The 22,651-nt window shown below is 68.2% G+C and carries 20 protein-coding genes; 17 read left to right on the top strand and 3 right to left on the bottom strand.

From position 1 onward, the window contains the following. The first annotated feature begins 1 nt into the window (after position 1). Genes LCH29_RS29845 through LCH29_RS29870 form a run of 6 tightly spaced genes read left to right on the top strand, consistent with a single transcriptional unit; the run spans position 2 to position 11,627 of the window. A complete protein-coding gene (locus tag LCH29_RS29845; protein ID WP_446464805.1) occupies positions 2-5,059 on the top strand; it encodes a phage tail tape measure protein in 5,058 nt (1,685 codons plus the stop codon). Next, complete coding sequence (locus LCH29_RS29850) at positions 5,059-5,955, top strand: phage distal tail protein (RefSeq protein ID WP_446464806.1); 897 nt, start codon at positions 5,059-5,061, stop codon at positions 5,953-5,955. Before LCH29_RS29845 ends, LCH29_RS29850 begins: the two co-directional genes overlap by 1 nt. 11 nt (positions 5,956-5,966) lie before the next feature. Beyond that, on the top strand, positions 5,967-6,896 hold the full coding sequence (locus LCH29_RS29855) for a hypothetical protein (protein WP_446464807.1): 930 nt from the start codon (positions 5,967-5,969) through the stop codon (positions 6,894-6,896). Positions 6,897-6,898: 2 nt separating this feature from the next. Beyond that, positions 6,899-7,987: a hypothetical protein gene (locus tag LCH29_RS29860; RefSeq protein WP_446464808.1), complete on the top strand. Its 1,089-nt coding sequence runs from the start codon at positions 6,899-6,901 to the stop codon at positions 7,985-7,987. 6 nt (positions 7,988-7,993) lie between these two features. Then, positions 7,994-10,273: a hypothetical protein gene (locus LCH29_RS29865; protein WP_446464809.1), complete on the top strand. Its 2,280-nt coding sequence runs from the start codon at positions 7,994-7,996 to the stop codon at positions 10,271-10,273. A 22-nt stretch (positions 10,274-10,295) separates the two neighbouring features. After that, positions 10,296-11,627, top strand: a complete 1,332-nt coding sequence (locus tag LCH29_RS29870; RefSeq protein ID WP_446464810.1) for a glycoside hydrolase family 6 protein — start codon at positions 10,296-10,298, stop codon at positions 11,625-11,627. 48 nt (positions 11,628-11,675) lie between these two features. Here LCH29_RS29870 and LCH29_RS29875 read toward each other — a convergent pair whose 3' ends face one another. Beyond that, the gene (locus LCH29_RS29875; RefSeq protein WP_446464811.1) at positions 11,676-12,491 is read right to left on the bottom strand and encodes a hypothetical protein; all 816 of its coding nucleotides are present in this window, start codon (positions 12,489-12,491) and stop codon (positions 11,676-11,678) included. Between the two features lie 364 nt (positions 12,492-12,855). Between LCH29_RS29875 and LCH29_RS29880 the strand changes: the two genes are divergently transcribed. The 4 genes from LCH29_RS29880 to LCH29_RS29895 all read left to right on the top strand — a co-directional run bounded on the left by LCH29_RS29880 (position 12,856) and on the right by LCH29_RS29895 (position 15,197). Then, complete coding sequence (locus tag LCH29_RS29880; protein ID WP_446464812.1) at positions 12,856-13,737, top strand: peptidoglycan-binding protein; 882 nt, start codon at positions 12,856-12,858, stop codon at positions 13,735-13,737. A gap of 26 nt (positions 13,738-13,763) precedes the next feature. Further along, positions 13,764-14,030 carry a hypothetical protein gene (locus LCH29_RS29885; protein WP_446464813.1) on the top strand — a complete coding sequence of 89 codons (267 nt, stop codon included), beginning with the start codon at positions 13,764-13,766 and terminating at the stop codon, positions 14,028-14,030. Between the two features lie 14 nt (positions 14,031-14,044). Beyond that, on the top strand, positions 14,045-14,290 hold the full coding sequence (locus LCH29_RS29890) for a hypothetical protein (protein ID WP_446464814.1): 246 nt from the start codon (positions 14,045-14,047) through the stop codon (positions 14,288-14,290). Between the two features lie 256 nt (positions 14,291-14,546). Next, entirely contained in the window at positions 14,547-15,197 is a 651-nt protein-coding gene (locus tag LCH29_RS29895) for a hypothetical protein (RefSeq protein ID WP_446464815.1), read from the top strand. A gap of 85 nt (positions 15,198-15,282) precedes the next feature. Here LCH29_RS29895 and LCH29_RS29900 read toward each other — a convergent pair whose 3' ends face one another. Beyond that, positions 15,283-15,729, bottom strand: a complete 447-nt coding sequence (locus LCH29_RS29900; protein ID WP_446464816.1) for a hypothetical protein — start codon at positions 15,727-15,729, stop codon at positions 15,283-15,285. A 38-nt stretch (positions 15,730-15,767) separates the two neighbouring features. Further along, the gene (locus LCH29_RS29905) at positions 15,768-17,381 is read right to left on the bottom strand and encodes a restriction endonuclease fold toxin-2 domain-containing protein (protein WP_446464817.1); all 1,614 of its coding nucleotides are present in this window, start codon (positions 17,379-17,381) and stop codon (positions 15,768-15,770) included. Between the two features lie 173 nt (positions 17,382-17,554). Between LCH29_RS29905 and LCH29_RS29910 the strand changes: the two genes are divergently transcribed. The 7 genes from LCH29_RS29910 (at position 17,555) to LCH29_RS29940 (ending at position 22,569) form a co-directional block, all read left to right on the top strand. Next, complete coding sequence (locus LCH29_RS29910) at positions 17,555-17,941, top strand: hypothetical protein (protein WP_446464818.1); 387 nt, start codon at positions 17,555-17,557, stop codon at positions 17,939-17,941. A gap of 80 nt (positions 17,942-18,021) precedes the next feature. Next, positions 18,022-19,197, top strand: coding sequence for a recombinase RecT (locus LCH29_RS29915; RefSeq protein ID WP_446464819.1), 1,176 nt, complete (start codon positions 18,022-18,024; stop codon positions 19,195-19,197). Positions 19,198-19,254: 57 nt separating this feature from the next. Next, on the top strand, positions 19,255-20,361 hold the full coding sequence (locus tag LCH29_RS29920) for a PD-(D/E)XK nuclease family protein (RefSeq protein WP_446464820.1): 1,107 nt from the start codon (positions 19,255-19,257) through the stop codon (positions 20,359-20,361). Positions 20,362-20,458: 97 nt separating this feature from the next. Next, complete coding sequence (locus tag LCH29_RS29925; protein WP_446464821.1) at positions 20,459-21,118, top strand: hypothetical protein; 660 nt, start codon at positions 20,459-20,461, stop codon at positions 21,116-21,118. A 7-nt stretch (positions 21,119-21,125) separates the two neighbouring features. Beyond that, complete coding sequence (locus LCH29_RS29930; protein ID WP_446464822.1) at positions 21,126-21,452, top strand: helix-turn-helix domain-containing protein; 327 nt, start codon at positions 21,126-21,128, stop codon at positions 21,450-21,452. A gap of 11 nt (positions 21,453-21,463) precedes the next feature. Then, a complete protein-coding gene (locus tag LCH29_RS29935; protein ID WP_446464838.1) occupies positions 21,464-22,237 on the top strand; it encodes a helix-turn-helix domain-containing protein in 774 nt (257 codons plus the stop codon). A gap of 62 nt (positions 22,238-22,299) precedes the next feature. Further along, entirely contained in the window at positions 22,300-22,569 is a 270-nt protein-coding gene (locus tag LCH29_RS29940) for a hypothetical protein (protein ID WP_446464823.1), read from the top strand. Positions 22,570-22,651: the final 82 nt, after the last annotated feature.

Below are 22,651 nucleotides of genomic sequence, written 5' to 3' on the forward strand. Positions count from 1 at the left end.
GATGGCGACGTACAACCTCACCGTCCAGTTGACGGCACAGGCCAACAGCCTGATCGCCGGGTTCCGTTCGGCTGCCGATGCCGCCCGGGACTTGGGCCGTCGCACCCGCGAGCTCGACCGCCGCCTCGCCTCGCTGGACGCCTCCAGCCGACGCACCGCCCGGCAGATCGACGCTCTGGGCGCGCAAGCCCACGCGGCCGCATCCCGCCTCGGAACTCTCGGAACCCGAGGCGGACAAACCGGCAACCGTCTGCGCCGCGCGGGCAGCGATGCGGGCGTGCTGGAGCGCTCCCTCCGGGGCGCTGGTCAGCAGGCCGGCGCGCTCTCCCGTCTCCTCGCCGGAGGGGCGCTGGTCCTGGGCACCGGCGAGCTCATCGAGGAGGGCAACCGCTACCAGCGGCAGATGAACCTCTTCCAGGCGGTCACCGGAGCCACCGCCGGGCAGATGCAGCGCGCCGCCTGGATGGCCAACCAGCTCGGCAACGACCTGACCCTGCCAACCACCACGGCGGCCGATGCCGCGGAGGCGATGGTGGAGCTCGCGAAGGCCGGCTTCCGCACCGACCAGGCCGTCACCGCGACCCGCGCCTCGCTCCAGCTCGCCTCCGCCGCCGGGGTGAACGCGGCCGACTCGGCCCGCTACCTCGGCGACATCATGGACCAGTTCGGACTCGGCGCCGACCAGGCCGCACGCGCCTCCGACATCCTGGCCGCCACTGCGAACAACGCCTCCGGCGGCATCATCGACATCTACTACGCGATGCGGTACGCCGGTCCGGTCGCCGCCGGCCTCGGCGTGAGCATGGAGGACGCGGCCAGCGCGGTCGGCATGCTCGGCAAGGCGGGCATCCTCGGACAGACGGCCGGTACGGCGCTGCGCGGCATGATGGCCAACCTGGCCGCGCCCACCAAGGAGATGCGCGAGGGCCTGCAAGCCCTCGGCATCGAGGCGTGGGACGCGCAGGGACGGTTCAAGGGCCTCCGGTACGTGATCGAGGGGCTGAGCCGCGCCCAGCACGAGATGTCCCAACAGGACTTCACTGCCGCGGTGAAGAAGGCGATGGGCAAGCCCGCCATGTCGGGGGCCATCGCGCTGGCCCACCAGGGCACGGAGTCCTTCGACGCGCTCAACCTCGCCGTACGGGAGACGGGTGCGGCCGCGCAGATCACCGCGGCCCGCGGTCAGGGGCTGGCGGGCGCCATGACGCTGCTGCGGAAGCAGACGCGGCAGACCGGGCTCGCGCTGTACGACGCGATGGCGCCGGGCCTGGAGTACGTGACCCGGCTCATGACCCGCGGGATGTCCAACGCGACGCCGTACCTCGTCGCCGCCATCGAGTACGGGCAGGACCTGGCCACCCTGTACGGGCCGGAGCTCAGGAACCGGGCTCAGCAGGGCCTGGGCGGGCTCATCGACAAGGCGGAACAGCTTGTCGGTCCGCTCCAGAAACTCGGGGAGGACGCCCTGGCGTCCGGGCTGAATCTACTGATCAACGCGGCCCGCGCGCTCGGTGACGTCCTGGACAACCTCGCCCGGGGCGTGACCCCCATCGCCGGTGCTCTCGGTGAGCTTGAGTCCGGCTCCGGTGGCGCGGCCAACGCCCTGGACATCCTCGTCCTCACCGCGAACCTCGCGCTGTCCGCCGTGGCCGGGCTGTCGGCCGTCCTGGTGCCGGTCGGTGAAACCGTGGGCGCCGTGGTGCGCGCGTTCGCCGCTCTTCCCGGGCCGGTGCAGAGCGCGATCGCCGCGATGTTCCTCGCCCGGCGGATCGCACCCGCCCTGAGCGGGCTCGTCTCGACTGTCGGCGGGCGGCTCACCGGCGCGTGGCAGAGCCTCAATGCGCAGATGCGGGCCGCACAGCTCATCGCGACCGCGACCGGTACGTCGATGGGACGGCTGGGTGCGGCATTCGCGGTGCTGCAGGCCCGCGTGCCGGTCGTCGGCCAGATGAGCGCCGCCTTCCGCAGCGCGCTGGGCCCGGCTGCCGGCTTCACCGGCACGCTCACCGGTATGGCCCGCGCGGCAGGCGTGGGGCTGCGCGGTGCGATGTCCGGGCTGATCGGGTTCATGGGTGGCCCGTGGGGTGCCGCAATGGTCGGCGTCACCCTCGGGCTCGGGCTTCTCGCCTCCCAGCAGGAGAAGGCGGCCCGCGCGGCGGCCGAGCACCAGCAGCGGGTGAGCACCCTGACCGACGCGCTGCGCGAGTCGGGCGGCGTCATCGACGACAACGTGCGCCGCGCCGCTGCCCAGACACTGCTGGACACCAAGGTCCGCGACGGCAAGGAGAAGCTCGCCGACGTCATGGAGCGCGCCGGGGTCTCGATGACCGAGCTCACTGACGTCTACCTGGGGCAGGGCCAATCGCTGGAGAGCCTTCAGAAACAGCTGAACGCGACCGCCGAGGCGAATGTCGAGTGGATCGCGACGCAGGGCGGCGCGGCGAAGTCGTACAACGACACCGGGCTGAGGGCCAAGATCGCCGCGGATGCGCTCGGCGAGGTCAAGGGCGAGATGGCCGAGTCCATCAAGAACTCCAAGCGCCTCGCCGACGCCAGTAGCGACACGAAGGACGGTGAGAGCGCATACGACCGGCTCAAGACGGCTGTTGGCGCACTCGCCGACAAGACCGCCGACGCCGACACCCGGACCCGTGCCCTCAAGGACGCCCTCGACCTCCTCTCCGGTGGCAGCATCTCCCTCCAGGCCGCCGAGGCACGCGTGAACAGCGCCATCCTCGACGTGAACGAGGCCCTGGCCAACGGGATCGACAAGGCCGACGGCTTCGGCAAGGCGCTGCTGAACAACAACGGCACGCTGAACACCGCCACCCACAACGGCCAGCAGCTCTACCAGTCCCTGACGTCTTTGAGCGACGCGGCCGCCGACGCAGCCGTTTCGGCATACGCCCTCGCTCAGGAGAACGGCACATCGCTGCCCGAGTCCCTGGCCGCGGCCCGCGCCCAGATGGACAAGGCCCGGACAGCCGCGATCAAGGCAGCCCAGGGCTATGGGCTCACCCGCGAGCAGGCGGAGGCGGTCGCCGACAGCCTCGGCCTGATGCCGTCGAAGGTGTCGCTGCTGCTGGAGACCAAGGGCATGGACTCCACGCTTGCCGACCTCCTTGCCGTCCAGGCCGAGTTCGACCGGCTGCCGAAGGCGACCACGATCCGTGTGGACTCGCTCAGCGAGGATGCCCAGAGGGAGCTCAAGGATCTCGGCTTCACCGTGAAGACCGTCCCCGGCACGCGCGAAATCAAGATCACGGCTCCGACGAAGGGCGCCCGCGGCTCCCTGAAGGCACTGATCGACCAGCTCGGCGCGGTGCCGGGGAGGAAGAACATCAAGCTCAGCGCCGCGGCCAAGGGTGCGCTCGCCTCCTTGCAAGCGATGCAGGCCAAGCTGCGTGCCACACCGAACGCGAAGACGGTCACCATCAGCGCCCCGACCGGCGCCGCCCGCAAGGCTCTGGAGGACCTCGGCTTCAAAATCCGCACCTTGCCGGACGGCAAAGCCGACGTCAGCGTGCCGGTGCAACCGCCCCTCACCTCGGTCGGCACCATCCAGAGCGCGATCAACAACATCAGCGGCCGGAACATCGGCGTCGGTATCTTCCTCAGGCCCACCTCCTGGGACACGGACGGCAACGGCGTGCCCGACGCCATCCAGCGCCGAGCCGACGGCGCGGTCGTCGACTACTTCGCCGATGGCGGCGTACGGCGCGAGAACCACGTCGCGCAGATCGCCCCGGCCGGCTCGTGGCGTGTCTGGGGTGAGCCGGAAACGGGCGGTGAGGCGTACATCCCGCTCGCGTCCTCGAAGCGCGCTCGCTCGCGTCGTATCGCCGAGGAGACCGTACGGCGCCTCGGCGGCGGTCCCATCGAGTGGTACGCCTCAGGAGGACTGTCCGACTGGTCGTACGCAGTGGAGTCCGGGCCCGAGCTGGAGTCCGGCTCCTCGATCCGCTCACGGTCGGTGCGCACGGTGAAGAGGAGGGGCAAGGAGGTCGAGGTCTTCGACCTGCGCCTGTTCGAGAAGAATCTGCGCAAGTCCGCATCACGCGCATCCCGCTGGCGCAGGGACCTGGCCACCGTGGCCCGCCGGACCGGGCAGGACGTGGCCGACGCGCTGGAAGCCATGGGCGAGGACGGCGTCGAGCTGACCCGGAAGATGGCCACCGGCACCACGAGATACGTCCGCGACATGGCCAACCAGCTGGAGAAGCTCGCCGGCACCGCGAAGGCGTCGCTGAGCGAATTCACCCGCCAGCTCTCCCAGGCGGTCAAGGACCAGTCGGCGTTCGAGAAGAACTTGGCGAAGCTCTCCGCCCTCGGTTACGGCGACCTGGCGGCGATGCTCGCCGAGCAGGGCGACGAGGACGCCGAAGAGCTCGCCTCCGCCGCGGTGAAGGACAAGAAGAAGGCGAAGAAGGCCAACGACGCGGCGAAGGCCGCCGGTAAGACCCTCGCAGCCGAGGACCTCGCCGACCTGCTCAGCATCATCACCGCGATCAAGTCGAGCACCACCGGCCTCCACAAGGTCGCCGACATCACCGGCCTGGAGGAGGACCGGGTCATCGAGGTCGCCGATCTCGGGCAGTCCCGTATCAAGTCCGCCCTCGGCTCCCGCGCAACCAGATTCCTCTCCGACCTCGCGAAGGCGAGCAAGGGCCTGGCCTACGCGAACGGCGGCATCTGGGAGCCAGGCATCTACTCCTCCCCCACCGCATTGATCAAGTTCGCAGAGGCGAGCACGGGCGGGGAGGCGTTCATCCCGCTCGCATCGGCCAAGCGCGTCCCCGCGACCGCGGTGCTCTCCGATGTCGCACAGCGCTTCGGCCTCCAGCTCGCCCCCGCACGCGACGGCTCGACAACGCCGACGCCAGTGCACACGGTCGACGCCCGTCCGGCGAGTTCCGTACAGGTCGTAGTCGTGCGCGAGCAGCAGCCGCTGATCGGCACCATGCCCGTCACCGTCACCTCCAGCTCTGCCACCCCGCAGCAGATCGGCGCCGAGGTGATGCGCCGTCTGCGCGGCGCCCAGCGGGGAGGCAGGCTGTGATGCCCGAGCTCGCCGAGTGGCAGATCGAGGTGGCCGGCGTCCTTCTTGGACCGGGCACCGACATTCCGGTCAGCGAAGTCGAAGGGCTCGGCGCGCCGGAATTCCGTACACAGGATGTGGAAAACCCGGTCGGGGATGGGGCGTTCGCGGGCGTCGACCTGTACGGGGCGCGGACGGTGCGCATCGAGGCAGGCATCCGAACACCGCGCGATCCAGGTCGTGCCCTGGACTTCCTGGCCCGGCTCCAGCAGGCTGCCGATGATCCGGCCGTTCGTACAACCGCGGGGGCCCAGACGGTACTGCGGCTGCGCTGGCCAGGGCGCCCGACGCGCCGTCTGTACGGGCGGTTGCGCGGCGTGGAAGCCACCAGCACCGCGAAGGCGCTCCACGGCTGGATCCCGCTCGCCATCGAGTTCACTGCCCTCGATCCCCGCTTCCACGGAGACGACGCCTCGGCACTCACGCTGCCGTTGGACATCTCCAACGACGCCGAAGGCTTCCGGGCCCCACTCGTCGCACCGATCACCACCGGCACCGCGGACCCGTCCACCCGCCCTGGCTGGGTGATCAACGAAGGCGACGCGCCCGCCTGGCCCGCCGTGCGTATCACCGGCCCCGTCACCAACCCGCGCGTCTGGCACGTCGAGACCGGCCGTACTCTCGCGCTTTCCCTCTCTCTCGGCGTCGGCGAGTACGTCGACATCGACACCCGTCCCGGCACCCGCTGGGTGCTGCGCAACGGGTCCGGCAACGCTGCTCCGGCCCTGTCGGCGGCTTCCCGGCTGGACCTGTTCACGATCCCATCTGGCAGGTCGGAGATCCGCTGGACGGCCTCGGACTACACCAACACCGCCCGAGCGGCCCTGAGCTGGCGCTCTGCCTGGACCGCACTGTAGGAGGAGACGAGTTGACGCTGATCCAGCCGCCGATGATGGTCCACGGCGGCATTCACCCGGCCCGTGCGATGCGCATGATGATCCGCGACCTGGCCCGCGGCTCGCAGGGCGTCACCGAGGGCAACGATCTCAAGGTCCGCCAGCTGTCCACCCCCGGCGCCGGGGTACGGATCGGGGACGGCTCCGCGGTGGTGCGCGGCGCCGCCGGGGGCCAGGGCTCGTACACGCAGTACAACGTCGGCGACGCGATCGTGGACATCGCCCCGACCGGCGCCTCGGCGCGATCCGACTTGGTCTGCCTGCGGATCGAGGACCCGGAGTACGAGGGCACCCGTGACCCGGCCACGCAAGACATCGGCTACTTCCACGTCGTGGCGAACGTCTCCGCCACTGCCACCACCGTGCCATCCGGCACCAGCGCGATCCCGCTCGCACGGATCGACATCCCCGCCAACACGGCCACCATCACCGACGCGATGGTCAAGGATCTGCGGTCCATCGCCAACCCGCGCCGCACACGTCAGCTGTACACGTCCTTCCCTGGCTCGTTGTCCCGCCTGGTCTACCAGGACAACAAGTGGCACACCTGGCCTGCCGCAGCGAAGTGGTCCATCCCTGTGCCCACCTGGGCGGTCACCGTCAAGGCCGTTACCACCATCGCGGGACTCCGGATGGACAGCGCCGACATCTTCGCCCATATGCAGCAGGTCTTCGGCACCGTCCAGGGTCAGGACACGATCATCGACGACGACCAGGGCAAGAACGTCCGCCGCAGCACGACGGTGCTCGCCGACAGCCTGGCCATCCCGGCTGCGATGCGTGGCACCACGCAGTCGCTGTACCTGCAGACGTACATGTCCAAGTCGGAGACCGGGAATCTCGGCGTCGATGGCGGTACTTCCCTGATCTGCGACATCGAGTTCGCCGAGGGCGTCATCTGACGATGTCCGCCTACCGGTACCTCACCCAGCACGCGCTCTCCGGCGACATCCTCGCCTGGGACCTGCCCCTGTCCGACGTCGAGTTCGGCCCCGAGCTCAACGGGCCTGGCAGTCTGTCCGCGACGCTCGCCCCACGCCTCGCCCATCTGCTGGGCAGCCACCTCGATCCGGGCAACACCTTCATCTATGTCGAGCGGGACCACATCCTGCTGTGGGGCGGGATCATCTGGCGTGCCGAGCCGCAGGGCGGCTCGTACCCGATCGAGGCCGCCGGCTTCTCCTCCTACCTGCAGCGCCGCCACGACATCCACGGCAACCTCGGCGGCCGCGGGCCCTACACGTACGCCGACCCCTGCGGCGTGATTCGCGACGTGTGGGCCTACGCCCAGGCTCAGCCCGACGGCAACCTCGGCGTCACCGTCGACGCCACTACCTCGAAGGCGAAGGCCGGCACTCCGGCGGAGCCGTATCGCACCGACTGGTGGGAGGCCCCGAAGCTGGGCGACGTGATCGACGACATGACCAGCATCGACGGCGGGCCCGAGTGGACCGAGGCCGTCACCTGGTCCGGCGGCAAACCGGCCCGTCGCGTCCGGCTCGGCTGGCCGCGCCTGGGCACCCGCCGCACCGACCTGTCCTTCACCTCCGGCATCAACCTCGCCGCCACCGTCCCAGCCGTGTACGACGCCGACGAGTACGCCCAGGTCGTCATCGGTCTTGGCGCCGGCGAAGGCCGCGGCCGCCGCCGCGCCATCGACGCCGTGCGGGATGGCCGCCTGCGCCTTGAACACGTCCTGGAGGTCCCGGCAGAGAAGGCAAATGACCGGCTCGCGGCCCGGGCCCGCCAGGAACGCACCGCCCGCCAGATCCTCGGCGACGTCAACGAGATCACCATCACCGATCACCCTGCCGCCCGTCTCGGCGCCTTCCAGATCGGCGACGACGTCCGCGTCACCCTCCACGACCAGTGGGCCGAATACGACGGCTGGGCCCGCATCACCGGCTGGCGCGTCCGACCTCCCAACGACCAGGAACCCGAGCGCATCACCCTCAACCTCGTCCGCGCCGACCGCTTCACCTACGGAGCCTGACCAGCCATGCCAGACGACCTCGCCGCCCTCGCCACCCGCCTCGCGCGGTTGGAGCGCCGATTGACCGCGCTGTCCCGCTCCAGCCGTCTGGCGTATTCCTCCATCGAGGACGGCGCGATCGAGGTGTACGACGCGGGCGGCTCGCTGCGCGCCATCGTCGGTCAGCAGCCCGACGGCACCAGCGGTGTGACCGCGGTCAACGGACCACGTCCGCCCGTCCCGTCGGCACCCAAGGTGGAGCCGATGCTCGGCGGACTGCGCGTCACCTGGGACGGCGGTTTCACCGACACGGACGCGGCGCCGCTGGACCTCTCCCGGGTCCAGGTGCACCTGCTGACCTCGGACGACGCCGAGCCGGAGGTGATGTGGCCCGCCGCGACGATCGAGGCCGCGTCGGGCGCTTCCGTCACCATCGCCACCGACCACTACGGCGACGTCTGGGTGCGGCTGATCGCGGTCAACACTTCCGGAACTCCCAGCCTGCCCTCGAACGCAGCCCGCGAAGCGGCCCGGCGCGCGGGCTCGACCGATCTCGGCAACAGCGTGGTCCAGCAAGGTCACATCGCCGTGGGCGCCGTCGCCACTCGGCATCTCGCGGTCGGCTCGGTCACCCCGGACCAGATCGCCGTGGGACAGGGCACCAACCTGGTGCCGGATCCCGGCTTCGAGAGCGCGGTGATCGCAGGCGCCGTGGCGGCAGCTGGGGCGCCCTGGTCGCTGGCGCCCGGCAACCGCACCGGCGTCGGCGTCCGTGTGGACTGCCTCGCCGACACGGCCACGTATTTCACCCTCCCGCTGGCCACGGTGCCAGTCCTGGCCGGCGCCCAGCTGTACCTTGCGGTCGATGTGCTCGTCTCCGATGATCTCGACGCCCAGGCCGTGAAGATCCTCGCCCGGTGGGAGAACGCGGCCGGGACCGTCCTCGGCTACGGCGTGGTGGAACGGGCGGACGCGATCCCGGGGATGTGGCAGCGCATCACCGGCCAGGTCGCCGCGCCTCAGGGCACCACCCAGGCGGTGATCGCGCTGGAGGCGTCCGCGGCCACCCGCGGCTGGGCCGTCTTCGACAACGCCGAGGCGCACACCATCTTCGGCCGGATCGTCGGCGGCGCCCGCGCCGAGCTCGGCCCCGACGGGCTACGCCTGTACGACGAGACCGGCGAGACGGCGGTCTCCCTGGTCACCGGCGCCCCGCAGTACCTGACACTGCGCAGCGGCGGCCAAGCAGTGGCGACCATCGACACCACAGGCAACGCCGGCTTCGCTGACCTCAACGTCGCCGGAGAGCTGACCGTCGGCGGCGATCCGGTGACGGCCCTCTTCAGCGCACAGGCTCGCGGCCTGGTCGCGATCGACTACCAGACCACTTCCGTACGCACCACCGGCAGCGAGTACGGCTTCGTCGAGCTGGCCTTCGAGGCGGACACCAGCCGCATGTACCGGATCGTCTTCGACGCCATCGCCGACCCTTCGGCCGCAGGCGGCGAGCTGCAGCTGCGCCTGCGCGACGGAGGAGCGAACGCTCCCACCATCGCCTCACCCCAACTCCAGCTGGCCACCCACCACATGGCGATCGGCAACTCGACACGAGTCCGCCTCGAACTCGTCCGCTCCGGTACCGCGCTCGGTTCCGGCCTGCACCGACTGCTGATCACCTTCAAGAACCAGTACGGCCCGGACGGCCAGTACGTCGACCTGTACGGCGCCTCCAACAGCCCTGGGGTGCTGTACGTCGAGGACATCGGCGCCTACGTGCGGGAGACTGGCGACTACAACACCGGAGGCGGCACCAGCAAGCCACCCACGCGGACCTACACCAGGACGTACACGGCGTCGTGGTCCGGCTCGTATGCGAATCGCTCCGGATACAACGCCTACTACGGCAGCGGCTGCCTCCAGGGCTACTACAGCTCCAACAACGGCATCCAGGCCAGCCTCATCGGCTTTCCAACGCAACTCGCCACGGACCTGTCCGGGGCGACGATCCAGAAGGCCGAGGTCTACCTCTACTTCGAGCACTGGTACTACGCCGCAGGTGGCACGGCTGTCATCCGGGCCCACTCGCACGCTTCCCGCCCGGCGAGGTTCTCCTGTGACACCGAGGCGAAGAACGTCACTTGGTCTCGCAACCAGGGCAAATGGGTCGACATCACGTCCGTCTTCGACTCGACGAAGTGGCGGGGCATCGCCCTGGACCCCAACACCACCAACCGCACCCACTACGGCCGCGCCCGCGGAGTGGGCCAGACCTACCCGCCCAAGCTGCGCGTCACCTACACGAAATGACCCCAGGAAGAAGGGACGGCCAGTGCCCGCACGCTACGGGGACCTCATCACCAACGGCAGCTTCACAGTCGGTACGACGGGCTGGTGGGCCGGCGACCCTGCGTACGTCACCATGGCCACACCCGGCACTGGCCTGGAAGCCACCACATCCACCGAGGCGGTCAACCTCTGGGACGCCCTGGTCGGCCAGGACAACCTCCTACTCAGAGCCGAATGCCGCTACACGCTGTCCTTCACGGCCCGGGCGAGCCAGCCCGGCACGACACTGCGCGCCCAGGTCGGGTTGGGTGCCGATCCGTGGACGCCGACGATCGACAAGACGGTGACGCTAAGCACCGCGGACACCTGTTTCACATTTCCCTTCACCTCGACGCTGGACACGGCCACCGGCCAGATCTCCTTCCAGTTCGGTCAGGCCACCGCGGTGACCGTCTACCTGACAGAGGTCCGGCTGACCTGCTCGACAGTCCACGAAGGCTTCTACGTAGACCCGCACTCCAACGCGGCGAAGTGGCTCTCTGCCAACCCGGACGACCCGCGGGCGAAGAAGATTGAACGCTCTCTGGTCCGCCGCCCCGGAGCGCGCTGGTTCGGGGACTGGAACGAGGACATCAAAGCCGACATCGACGCGTACGTGTCGGCCGCGGCCGCCAAGGGCCAGCTGCCCATCATCACCCTCTACAACATGTACAACCGCGACAGCGGTGGCCAGAGCGCTGGTGGCGCTCTATCGCCGGAGGAGTACCGAGCCTGGATCGATGCTGCCGCGGCTGCCATCGCCGACCGTCCATCCCTCGTCATCGTCGAGCCCGACTCGCTCGCCCAACTCGGCGCCCTCCCCAGCGATGCGGCCCGCCGCGAGCGAACGGCATTGGTCGCCTACGCCGCCCAGGCCCTCAGCGCTTTGCCCGCCACCACGGTCTACCTCGACGGTGGCAACGCCACATGGATTCGCCCCGCCGAGATGGCCGTCCGTCTGAGGGACGCAGGCGTCGATCATGTACGCGGCTTTGCGGTGAACGTCGCGAACTTCGACGCTGTCGACGTCTGCTGCACGTACGCGACGCAGATCACGACGGAGCTCGCCCGCCTCGGCGTCCCGAAGGCGGGTTTCGTCGTCGACACCTCCCGCAACGGCAGCGGCGCCATGGACGCCGAAGGGCAGCACGTCGAGTGGTGCAACCCCGTCGGCCGCCGCCTCGGTGTCCCCAGCTCGATCGGCGTCGGCGGCGCCGACTACCTCCTGTGGATCAAGGCTCCAGGGGACTCGGACGGCTCGTGCGGCGTCGGTACAGGGATCCCCGCGGGTACCTTCTCGCCCTACCTCGCGGAGCGGCTGATCGACGGGACGTAGTGGCCCACCAGCCACATCTTCACGAGTACGGTCGGGTCCCGCTCACGATCAGCTGTTCTCGGCCGAGGCATTCCCCTCGTCGAGCTCCGCCAGCTGCTCGCGCAGTTGCTTGGCTTCGGTCTCAGCCTGGCGGAGACGGCGCTGCAGAATCGCGCGGGACGGAGATTTCGGGGGATTCGGCTCCGACTTCCGTGGGACAAGCCAGCCGACGCGTTGATAAGCCACGATCCACTGGGCGAAAGTACATGTGTGACACAGCTGCTCAGGGGCCGGACATGGCCAGCCTTCCGCGAGCATCCTGCTCGTGTGCTTGCGCTCGCGCTCATCTTCATCGTCCGGGTGCGACGCCCAGTATTCTTCGAAACTGGCCTTCATCTCTGGCAGCCTCTTCGAGCTGGCCCTCTCGGGGCCGTCCGCGGGCTTCCACCCCAGGTTCGGAGCTATGACCTCGGCACAATGCCCGCAGGACAGCGTCACCATCCAGAACGCCGATGTGTGCGGCTCCTCGTGACGGATCGCAGCCCAGGTCTTCGCGTCAGTCCAGTCCGGTGGTTCGACAGGATCCGCAGGAAAGGACACCTCACTGCGCTCTCCCCACTCGACAATGTCCCGGTACGGGCTGGGCGAGTCCTCATGTGGGCATAGCATCTGACCAGCGGGACGCAATGCCTTGTGTATCACGTCGCACCACCGCTGCTCGCCCGGCAGCTTCTCACTGCCATGCGTCATTACTTCGGTGATACACCCGCATTCAAGCTGGACCCGCCAGCGGTAGAACGCCTCCGGATCCGGAGCCAGAAACGCCCACAAAGCAGCCGGGATACGGCTGCGCTGTTCGGCATTGGCTTTCTGGTACTCCCTCAAGACTTTCTCACGTGGTTGTACCCTTCCAGGGAGCCGTCGCAGCACTGCGGTTGGCGCGGATGGAGTGTCCGCTCGGGAACCTCTTTCTCCGGGGGTAGCTGAGTTCGGCATCTGTCAGCCTCTGTCTCGTCACGGTGCGGCGTCTGCCGGTGAAAGACGATGGCAGAAGCGCCCCTACTGGCGGCTCGATCATCTGCTACGGGGGACACAGCAGCACGCCATGCATTAGGCTCCGCGCGCTCGAGCGACCCTCCGCTCGGGTACATGCGCGTCGGCCATTTCAGGGGCGATTTCTCGAGGGACCGCCAGGTGGCTCCTGGCGAATCAGGCAGTGCACCGAGGCGCGGGGAGAAGGCGTTCCGACGTGGCACAGCCACTGTCCGCAGAAAAGTTCCTCACCGTTCTGAAGAAGTCCGGCGTCCGCGTCGTCGAGCATGGCACCTGGCGTACCCATAACCGCAACCACAAGGGCGCCTGGGGGCCGGTGAACGGCGTGATGATCCACCACACCGGCTCGTACACCACAGAGGCCGGCATGGTGGACCTCTGCCGTACCGGCTACACATCGCTCCCGGGTCCGCTGTGCCACGGCGTCATCGACCGCTCCGGGACCGTGCACCTCGTCGGCTACGGCCGCGCCAACCACGCTGGGCTCGGTGACGACGACGTCCTGAAGGCCGTCATCGCGGAGAAGATCCTGCCGCAGGACAACGAGGCAAACACCGACGGCAACCCTCACTTCTACGGCTTCGAGGCGATCAACACCGGCAAGGGCCAGAGCTGGCCCCAGGTCCAGCTCGATGCCATGCACAAGGTCAGCGCCGCCCTATGTCGGGCTCACGGCTGGACCGAACGCTCGGTCATCGGCCACAAGGAGTGGCAGCCCGGAAAGCCGGACCCTGCGGGCTTCGCGATGGACGCCTTCCGTGCCGCCGTCGCCCAACTCCTGGGCGGCAAGCAGACGGGCACCAGGCCCCAGGAGAACGAGCCGGAAACGGCGTACGCCCCCTTCCCCGGCTCCGACTACTTCCGCCCCGGCCGCCGCTCAGCCCTGATCACCGCGATGGGCAAGCGGCTCGTCGCCGAGGGCTGCGGCACGTACAGCCGTGGCCCAGGCCCCAGCTGGACCGAGGGCGATCGCCGCTCGTACGCCGCCTGGCAGCGCAAGCTCGGTTACTCCGGCGACGACGCAGACGGCATCCCCGGCCCGACGAGCTGGGCCAGGCTCCGCGTCCCCAAATCCTGATCCATACTCCGAGAGGACCATGCTTCATGGCCACCACCAGTAGTGCACCCAAGCTCTTCGCCGACATCGCCGAGCGCGCCGTACTCACGTACGTCGAGGCGTTCCTCGGCCTCCTCCTCGCTTCCGGAGCGACCAACGTGATCGCCCTCTCCACGCTGGAGTCGGCCGCCATCGCCGCGATTCCCGCCGGGCTTGCCGTGGTCAAGGGCGCCATCGGCTCCCTCCTCGGCCGCGCCGGTACGGCTTCGTGGCTGCCAGCCAAGAGCGACCCTGTAGGCACCACCATCAACTGAACGGAACGGACGCCATGCCCGACGGAGAGGTCGCTCTGGAGCTCGCCGAACTCCGGCGTGCGCTCGAGGTCGGGCTGGCGCGCATCGACGGTCAACTCGCGCTCCTGGTCCAGCGGTCCGACCAGGTCGACAAGGCCATCGAGGAACTTGACGCACGAGTCATCGCCCTTGAACGCGCGCGCTGGCCACTCCCCACCATCAGCGTCCTCACCGGTCTTGCCGCTCTCGGTGTCGCCGCCTGGTCGGCGACCGGCCGCTGACGGCGCCGGAGCGATCGGCATTGCCGCCTGGCTCCTGGTCCACATACGAGTGTGACGCGGGCTGAACGCGGCAGCGCCCCGGGCAGAGTGCGAGTCAGATCACGGGGCGCTGTTCCGCAATGGAAAGAGACGCTCAGCGTAAGCCTGCCGGCTGGGCATGTTCAACCGCGTGCTCCCGCCGACCCAGCATGTCGACCTCTTCAACTATGCTTGACGCATCAAGTTTGTTTTATGCACGAGGTGGCCCGGAGGCGTCGTGGCGAAGAAGCGGTTCCCTTACCTTCTGGGGCACGCGGAGATCGCGTTCCTCTACGAGGTGGAACGCCAGACATCGCAGCTATGGAAGACGCGGGGCGTGCTCGGTGACCCAGATGTCGTGATCTCCGGGAATCCGTACTGGCTGCTCCCGACGGTGCTCAGGCTCGCTGAGGACGGATCGCGTGAGTACACGACGGAGCGGGTGCAGGAGTACCAGGCACGCATCTCTAACGGATACGAGGTCGGCGAACCCCAGCAGTTGCCGGACATCATCGGGCTCAGGGAGATTCCCTGGATCTTCGGCAAGAAGTACATGGACGTCTATCAGTGGCGGGTGCGCAAGAGCTTCGCACCCGAGGACGCGACGATCTCCGGCTCACCACTGTGGCTGCTGGACACCGTCCTCGCGGACGCGGAGCAGCGAGGACGGATCACAGTCCCGGAGGCGATCGACCGCATCCGGGCCGGGGAGCGCGAACAGATCAAGCCTCGTGGGCGGAAGCCTTCCGCTGAGCCGAAGCCGACACCTCCACCGATTCCGAAGGCTCGGACCTTCACACCCGGCGAACACACCGCAGAGGACGTCACCAAGTTCGCGGCTGAGCTCCTGAGCTCCGGGTTCTCCATGACCGTACGGCCCAAGCGGTAACGCCACGTGCCGCCGAGGCACCTCGCCGCCCCGTGACAGGCCGCACGGTTCGTCGGTCACGAGGGAAGGCCATCGATCTCCGGGTTCAGTCGAGGTCTCCGGTGGCCTTGAGGTGCTCCACGAACGCGGCGGCAATACGTGGGCGGGTCGCCTCTGGAACGGGAGTGTCCGGCAGTTCGGCTTCCAGGCCCCATTCCGTGTTGAAGGCGACGGCCACACCTGTCGGCACCAGGTTGTTCGAGAGCCAGATGGCGAAGGCGGCTGCTGTGTGCACGGTGCAGTCCATGACGGACACGCCCTCGGGGGAGAGCAGGGCCATGCCTTCCAGCTCTTCGTCGTCCAGGGTGATCCCGAAGTGCATGGACGATCCGCTGACCGGGCCGTCGGAGCCATCGTCGACGCGAATGAACTCCTCCGGGTTGCGCTCAAGCAGCAGGGCCTCCAGACCCTCGTAGGTCAGGCCCCAGCTCTGCCCCTCCGGCGGGCTGAAGATGTACATGGTGCGGAGTTCGGCGATCTCTTCCGGTTCCATCGTGGCGCGGTGCTTCCTGTGCGGCGGGGCAGCGGTGGTCAGGGTACGTAGCGGGCGTGGCCTTTGACACCGTAGGCGGCCATCATGACGCGCCAGTACTGGACCGACTCCTGGTTGTTCGTGACCGTCTCGACTCCTCGCATCTCCGTGTTCCTCGGATCGTCGAGCGCGGCAGCGTACTTCTTCAGCTCGTTGCGGTCCTTGTAGTAGAGGAAGTCCTTCTTCCCCTTCTCATGGTTCTCGCGGAGTTCGTCGAGCGAGCGGTAGCAGCGCTGGTTCGGCTTGTGGACATACTTCGCCTCGACGGCCATCCCGTCGAGATCACGGAAACCATCCACCATCAGCGTGTTCCCTACGCTGTGGCCGGGCGGGATAGGGACCTCGTACTCCGGGGAACCGGACACGCGCTTCTGGTAGGCGACCTCCGCCGGCTTGCCGCCCGAGACCTCACCCGGCCGCAGCGAGCTCAGCCAGGTCTGGAACTTCTTCTGCTCGCCAGGCGTGAGCGGCGGATAGCGCGGGTCTGGCGGCGTACCCGGGGGGATCGGCTGGACACGCGGGCCGCCCTGGGAAGGGCGATAGCCGACCGGTACAAGGGTCGGGACACGGATCAGCGGAGCCAGGAACGGCGGCAGACCGGGTGGCACGAGGCCGCCGTTGTCGGGCTGCGGCATCTTCACCCTGGACTTGGCAGTATCCAAGGCAGCAGGGATCTTGCCGAGGGCGGCGATCCGCGTGTCACCGGCAATGGCCTCGTGCAGGCCACCATCGTGGCCGTCCCCTCCGAACCTGGGCTGTTCCCAGGGCCAGAGAGGCTCTCCGGTGAGGGGCATGGATTCCATGGCCCGGCGCTCCTTGGCGGTCTCTATGTGACCGGCGTAGGCGTCACACGCGTTGGCGAGCATCTTGCAGGCGGTGGGAAGGTTCGCCATGAGCGTCTCGTCCTCGCCCACCGCGCTCGGCGGCGCGGTCTTGCCGACGAACTTCTTGAAGAAGTCCTCGACCGCGTCCGCGGTCTCGCCGACCTGGTCGAGGTTGGCGGTCTTCCACGCCGTGTCGGAGTCCCAGTAGGCGTCTTCGAGGATCTTCGCGGCGCTGCGCCAGGTCTTGGCGACGGCGCGGAGTTTGTCCGGCTGGCCCAGGAAGCGCTCGTTGAAGAAGTACTGGTCGGTGCCGCTGGTTTCGCCGACCACATCGGGCAGTTCCTCGGCGTTGTGGCTGGCACGTGGGTTGCAGTCGGGTCCGGATGGCTGGTCACCGATGCCCGGGTCCTGAGGGCTCTTGCCGAGGAGTTGCGCCGCTGTTTTGCTCTCGTTCTTCAGGAACTCCTCGGATGCCTTAAGCAGGGCACCGGCACCGTTGGCCATCACCTGGTGGGCGAAGACGGACTTGTCGAAGACCGTTTTCACGGCTTCCTTGTACACCGCCGCGAAAGCCCGGCCCGCCTCGTCGTCACCGGCCATACCCCCGTGCTCACTGAGTTCGGTGAAGAGCAGACTCAGCATCTCGAAGATCAGATCACGCAGCCTCACCATCGACCAGGACGCATTGACGAAGTTCGACGTCTGGTGCTGGAGATCCAAGTTCGCCCCTCCGCAGAGCCGTGACGGGATGCTCACGGCACCGTACACGGGTGCGAACGACGCGCGCACGCACGGTGATTGACGTTTGGCGTGTGAGCCAGCCAGGAAGCCCGCAGCGGCCCCGCGCTGGCACACGCCCTGCCAAACCAAGGGCCCACACACAACACTTCCAGAGGCCGCCCCTCTAAGATGCCGACAACATGTGTAGTGACAGATCTAAGCCAAGCATCGGCAACGGCAGCATGTACCGACAGCCAGAGTTACCACTGGGGATAGCAGACCCCACCCACACCCACCCACGCAGCGAACCGACCATCGATGAACGCTTCGAGGACTTCCATGCCGCACACCCCTGGATACTCGAGGCCCTGGAACTCCTCACAGCACGCTGGATCGAGGCCGGCGGCGGCCGCATCGGCGTCAAGGCGCTGTTCGAGCAGCTTCGATGGTCATCACCTGACGCCTCGCACGACAGACCGTTCCGACTGAACAACGACTTCACCTCACGCTACGCGCGCCTCCTGTGCGCGAGACACCCGGAATGGGCGAGCGTGTTCCAGCTACGCACCCTCCGCTCAAGCAATGCCGAAACATATTCCGAACTTGACGACCAGAATCAAGTGAAATAGATTTACATCAACATCAACTGAGCACGACATGTGTCGCGACAGTTGAACACCTTGAAAGGTTCAAGATGCTTGGAGGGGATGTGGCCGATACTCCGGTCACCTGGCTCGCGATCCGCGAGGACCAGAAGGCGTTCGAGGACCAGCAGTTACGCGCGCTGCGCGCGGCGTTCCCGGATCTCACCGAGGCCGTTCCGGCGCAGTTGGGGATCTTCTTCCACTACTGCAAGGCTTCGGGACTCGACCCGTTCGGTCGACAGATCTACATGATCAAGCGCAAGTCGCGCGGAGAGATCCGCTGGACGATCCAGACCGGCATCGATGGGTACCGGCTGATCGCCCGCCGGGCCGCCGACCGGGCCGGGCAGCCCATCGCATACGAGGACTTCGTCTGGTACGACGCCGGGGGCGGCGAGCACACGGTGTGGCTGCGCGACGAGCCTCCGGCCGCGTGCAAGGTCGTCGTATGGCGTGGGGACTCCCGCTTTCCCGCCGTCGCCCACTGGCGGGAGTACGCGCCGAAGGTGTGGGACTACGAGGCACAGGAGTACAAACTCGGCGGCCTGTGGCCGCAGATGCCCGCCAGCCAGCTGAGCAAAGTTGCCGAGGCCCTCGCCCTGCGCCGGGCCTGCCCCGCGGACCTGTCGGGGTTGCACGTCGACGAGGAAATGCATGCCGCCGACGCGGCTGAATCCCGCGAGCGCGTCCACGTTGCTGCCTCGCGACTGAAGACGAGCGAAAGCGCAGAAAGGCCGGACGAGCCTCGGCGGGAAAGCGGGAGGCCGCTCACAGGCGATGTCGTCGAGGGCGAGGTTCTCGATGCCCCCGGCGGCGATGAAACGTCGGGCGACGAGTCGGCGCAGGAGAGCGAGGCACCCCCGCCCCCGGTGGATCCACACGCCGAACTCGACAAGGCGCGCACGGACATTCAGCAGCTCGCCAGCCGCATCGACATGGGCTTCGATGCCGTCAACGAGCGGTGCTTCGACGACTTCGGCGTCTCATACCAGGACGCCAGCGCCGAACAGCTGCGCGCCCTCCTCGACGCGCTGCAGCCGGACCGCCGGACCGGTGATGACACCCCGTCCCCGGCCGATCCAACGGCCAACGCGCCATCCGTGGGTCGGCGTGCCCCGGCGAAGAAGGCGGCATCGCGGAAAACCACCGCGAAGAAGACCACGACGCGGAAGAGCACCACGGAGAAGACGTCGGCCCGCAAGTCCTCCCGGAGCAAGGCCACCGCCGACCCGGCGCAGTAGCCCTTCCAGCCCGCCAGGCAGTACGGCCAGAACCTCCCAACAGAGTGCGAGATCACCATGACCACGAACAGCACTGCCGAGCCCCTCGGGGTTCCGATCCCCGACCTGTGGAAGGGAGCACACCGCGATGACCGCGCCAGACCCCGCTCCCGTCAGCGCCTCCTCGGTCCCTCGTCGATCGGCTTGTGCAGGCGCCGCGCCGCCTACGAGGTCCACGGCACCTGGCCGACCGACCTCGATGACAACATGCATGCTGCGATCCTCGGCACCTGGCTGCACGAAGGCATCCTGCGGGTGCTGCGAGAGCAGTACGGCGCCTGGACCGAATTGGAACTCACCGACGGGGTGATCCTGGGGCACGCGGATGCGTACTGGGCCCCGGATCACAGCCACCCTCACCGCCAAGCCCTGAGTCACAGGGCCACGGAAGGCTTACAGCTCAGCGGTGTGGGCGTTGTGGAAGACATCAAGACCAAGAGCACCCGGGCCCTCGACGTCGTTGTACGCCAGGGCCCCAGCCAGGCCGAGTGGTTCCAGGTTCACCTGTACGCGCACCTGCTCCGCACAGGCGGCCTGAAGGACCACCCGGAGCTGCCGACTGGCGAACCGCTGCCTGTCGACGTCGTACGTCTGCGCTACGTCGGGCGTGAGTACGGTCAGGTCGTCGTCCACCAGCGCACGTACGACGAAGACGTCACCAAACAAGCCCTGGCGTGGGCCGAGGACGTCTTGGCCAGCCCCGAACCCGAGGCCATGCCACGCGACCTCGATGGCCCCGGGCTGTCTATCATCTGCGACAACTGTCCGTTCAGGTCGGCTTGTTGGAACCTGGACCAGCTCACCGACGACCGCGCCCCGCAGACGGTCCTTGCAGAGGACACGGCCGCCATCACCGAGGCCCTGGGCGCCTACGCCGATGCCGCCGAGATCGAAAGTGCGGCGAAGAAACGCAAGGCCAAAGCCCGCAAGATGCTGGATGCTGCCGACCCTGGCACCTACGGCGCTTTCAAGCTGTCCTGGTCCGGCGGCAAACCACGACCGCCCGAGCCCGACCCCGAGGCGATGATCCGCGTTCTCGAGGGCCTCGGCATCGAGACCCCTCTGCGGCCCGGCGGACGCACCTCCCGCACCATCAGCGTCTCCCGGGTCCCCGAGGCGGGTTGACCACCGCACGCCTGTGGGGCCACGGCGTTGCGTCACTGAGGGGCCCGTGGCCCTGCTCCACACCTGCTCATTCGGACACAGCCCTGGAGGGGGATCCATGTCCACGCCCACACCCCGCGAACGCCTCGCGGACATCCTGGCCCGTACGTACGACGGCCATCCACTGGCCCAGCTGTCCTCCACTGCCGCGACGACGCACTACAAAGTGGCCGACGCCTGCCTCGCCGTCTTACCGCTCTACGGACGGGCGTCCGGCGCCGCGCTGCTCGGAGCGCAGTCGCGCATCGAACGTACACAGCGCGAGATCGCGGTCTTCGAAACCACCGATGTCGACGTCATCGGGCTGCTGCTCCACCTCGTGGCGATTCTGGACGGACCCGTACCACCCACCGACCCGACCGAACCGCCGTGTCCGCTCACTCCGGACCTCGTCCGGCAACGTCTGGTCGACGCACTCACCACGAGCTGGCCACGCATGGCGTACGCGGACCATGCCGCCGACGTCATCGACTCCATCGTGCACGTCTTCATGCCCATCACCTCCCAGTTGCGGGACGAGGCATCCGGCTGGCGTGCCAAAGCTGCCCAGGCACTCGCGGACCGTGACCGAGCCCGGACGACCGCGGTCGCCCTGGAGCAGATCACTGCCCAGGCCGAGCACCTCCTGCGCATCGGGCTGCCCGGACAGGCCCTCGCCGTCCTGGAGGGCGAGGGCCAGCTTGCCCCTTGCGGCAATCCGTCATTCACCGAGGAGTGAGGCGATCATGCCCATCACCTACACAGCCCGGCCGCATAACGCGGCATCCCCGTTCGTCATCAGAGGCACCGACTCCACCCGCGAACCCACCCGTCGCGTCTACGTCAGCACCACCGCCACTGGTGTGCCCGGCATCGATTTCCTCGCGGTCGAGCGGGTCGTCAACGGGGACCTTCCGCTCCCCCGACTCAATGAGGCCGAGCAGGAGCTCGCCGCCCAGCTCATGACCCGTGCCGAACTCTGCACGGAAGAGATTGCCGAGCGCCTCCACGTAGAGCCTCGCACCATCACCCGCTGGCGGGCCGCTTGGAGGAAACAGGAGGCAGGCAGTTGAGCATCGAGGCCATGGCCTGGGCCTTCCGGCAGAACATCCCCAAGCCGGGCGCGAAACTGGTCCTGCTCGCACTATGCGACTACGCCGACGAGGCTTGGTCCTGCTTCCCCGGACAGACCACCCTGGCGGAGAAGACGAGCCAGGGGGAACGCACCGTCCGCCGCCATCTGGAGTGGCTGGAGCAGGAGGGATTCATCGTCTCCCACGCCCGGTTCTCGGACGGGCGGCGCACCAGCAACCGCTACACCATTCACGCGCCACGCCCGCAGAAGCCTCCGCCGCTTCCTGGTTCCGGCGCCTCGCCGGCGGCCGAGACAGGGAGCAAGAAGGGCAGCGGAAGGCGGGCGAAGCAGGCGGCCAAAATGGCCACCGGCCAACCTGACCAGCGGCCAGACTCGGCAGAGGAACCGGCCAAATTGGCCGGGGAACCGTCAGAGAACCACCAGAAGAACCACCCCCTACCCCCGTCGGGCGATGGCGGCCGAGTGGCGACAGGCAGCTGCGCGGCACATCCGGACTCTCCCGCTGCCAACTGCCGCGGCTGTGGCACCAGTCCACGTGCCCGGCGCGCCGCTGCCGCGGCTCAGGAGAAGCACGAGGAGAGCCAGCGGGCTCGGGGCCGTGACCGTCGGTGGTTCGACGAGGATCGGGCGCAGCGTGCCCGCGTCGCGGAACTTGAGGCTCGGGGCGCTCTCGACGGTCCGCGCCGAGCCGCGCGCGAGGCCGTCAGGCGCGGTCGTGCCCGAAGTACCGCACCTCCATATAGAACACTTGACGCAGAGTAATCAAAATTGATAAAATATTATCAATGTCGCCACCCACATCTCACCATCGGAGGACGCACCCAGTGTTCCGACACCTCACCACCGGCGAGCGGCGCGCACTTGCCAGCAGACTCGCCGCTCGCGGCGTCACACCTCAGCAGTTCGCACAGGCGCAGGAGCAGGCGCGCACGACCACCGAAGCCCTGGCTCGCGCGTACGGCGAGGCGATCGGACGCAAGGTGACCCCGGTGGAGTTCATCACTGGTGTCATCGGCGTCGAAGGCGCCGGTCGACTCTTCGTCTGCGCCCTGCGCGAGATCACCGGCCACACGGATCTGCACCGGGACGCCTGACGGAACACGGCGCTTACATACACCCGCGACATGTGTGGTGACAGACAACGTTTCAACGTGTTGAAAACCTCAACCAAAGTGC

It is taken from the genome of Streptomyces sp. BRA346, assembly GCF_052851135.1.

Bases quoted from the DNA above. Each gene is read 5' to 3' on its own strand.
- LCH29_RS29900 (WP_446464816.1), bottom strand. From the start codon at position 15,729: ATGGAACCGGAAGAGATCGCCGAACTCCGCACCATGTACATCTTCAGC.
- LCH29_RS29930 (WP_446464822.1), top strand. From the start codon at position 21,126: ATGCCCATCACCTACACAGCCCGGCCGCATAACGCGGCATCCCCGTTC.
- LCH29_RS29890 (WP_446464814.1), top strand. From the start codon at position 14,045: ATGCCCGACGGAGAGGTCGCTCTGGAGCTCGCCGAACTCCGGCGTGCG.
- LCH29_RS29850 (WP_446464806.1), top strand. From the start codon at position 5,059: ATGCCCGAGCTCGCCGAGTGGCAGATCGAGGTGGCCGGCGTCCTTCTT.
- LCH29_RS29885 (WP_446464813.1), top strand. From the start codon at position 13,764: ATGGCCACCACCAGTAGTGCACCCAAGCTCTTCGCCGACATCGCCGAG.
- LCH29_RS29860 (WP_446464808.1), top strand. From the start codon at position 6,899: ATGTCCGCCTACCGGTACCTCACCCAGCACGCGCTCTCCGGCGACATC.
- LCH29_RS29935 (WP_446464838.1), top strand. From the start codon at position 21,464: ATGGCCTGGGCCTTCCGGCAGAACATCCCCAAGCCGGGCGCGAAACTG.
- LCH29_RS29865 (WP_446464809.1), top strand. From the start codon at position 7,994: ATGCCAGACGACCTCGCCGCCCTCGCCACCCGCCTCGCGCGGTTGGAG.
- LCH29_RS29845 (WP_446464805.1), top strand. From the start codon at position 2: ATGGCGACGTACAACCTCACCGTCCAGTTGACGGCACAGGCCAACAGC.
- LCH29_RS29910 (WP_446464818.1), top strand. From the start codon at position 17,555: ATGTACCGACAGCCAGAGTTACCACTGGGGATAGCAGACCCCACCCAC.
- LCH29_RS29925 (WP_446464821.1), top strand. From the start codon at position 20,459: ATGTCCACGCCCACACCCCGCGAACGCCTCGCGGACATCCTGGCCCGT.
- LCH29_RS29920 (WP_446464820.1), top strand. From the start codon at position 19,255: ATGACCACGAACAGCACTGCCGAGCCCCTCGGGGTTCCGATCCCCGAC.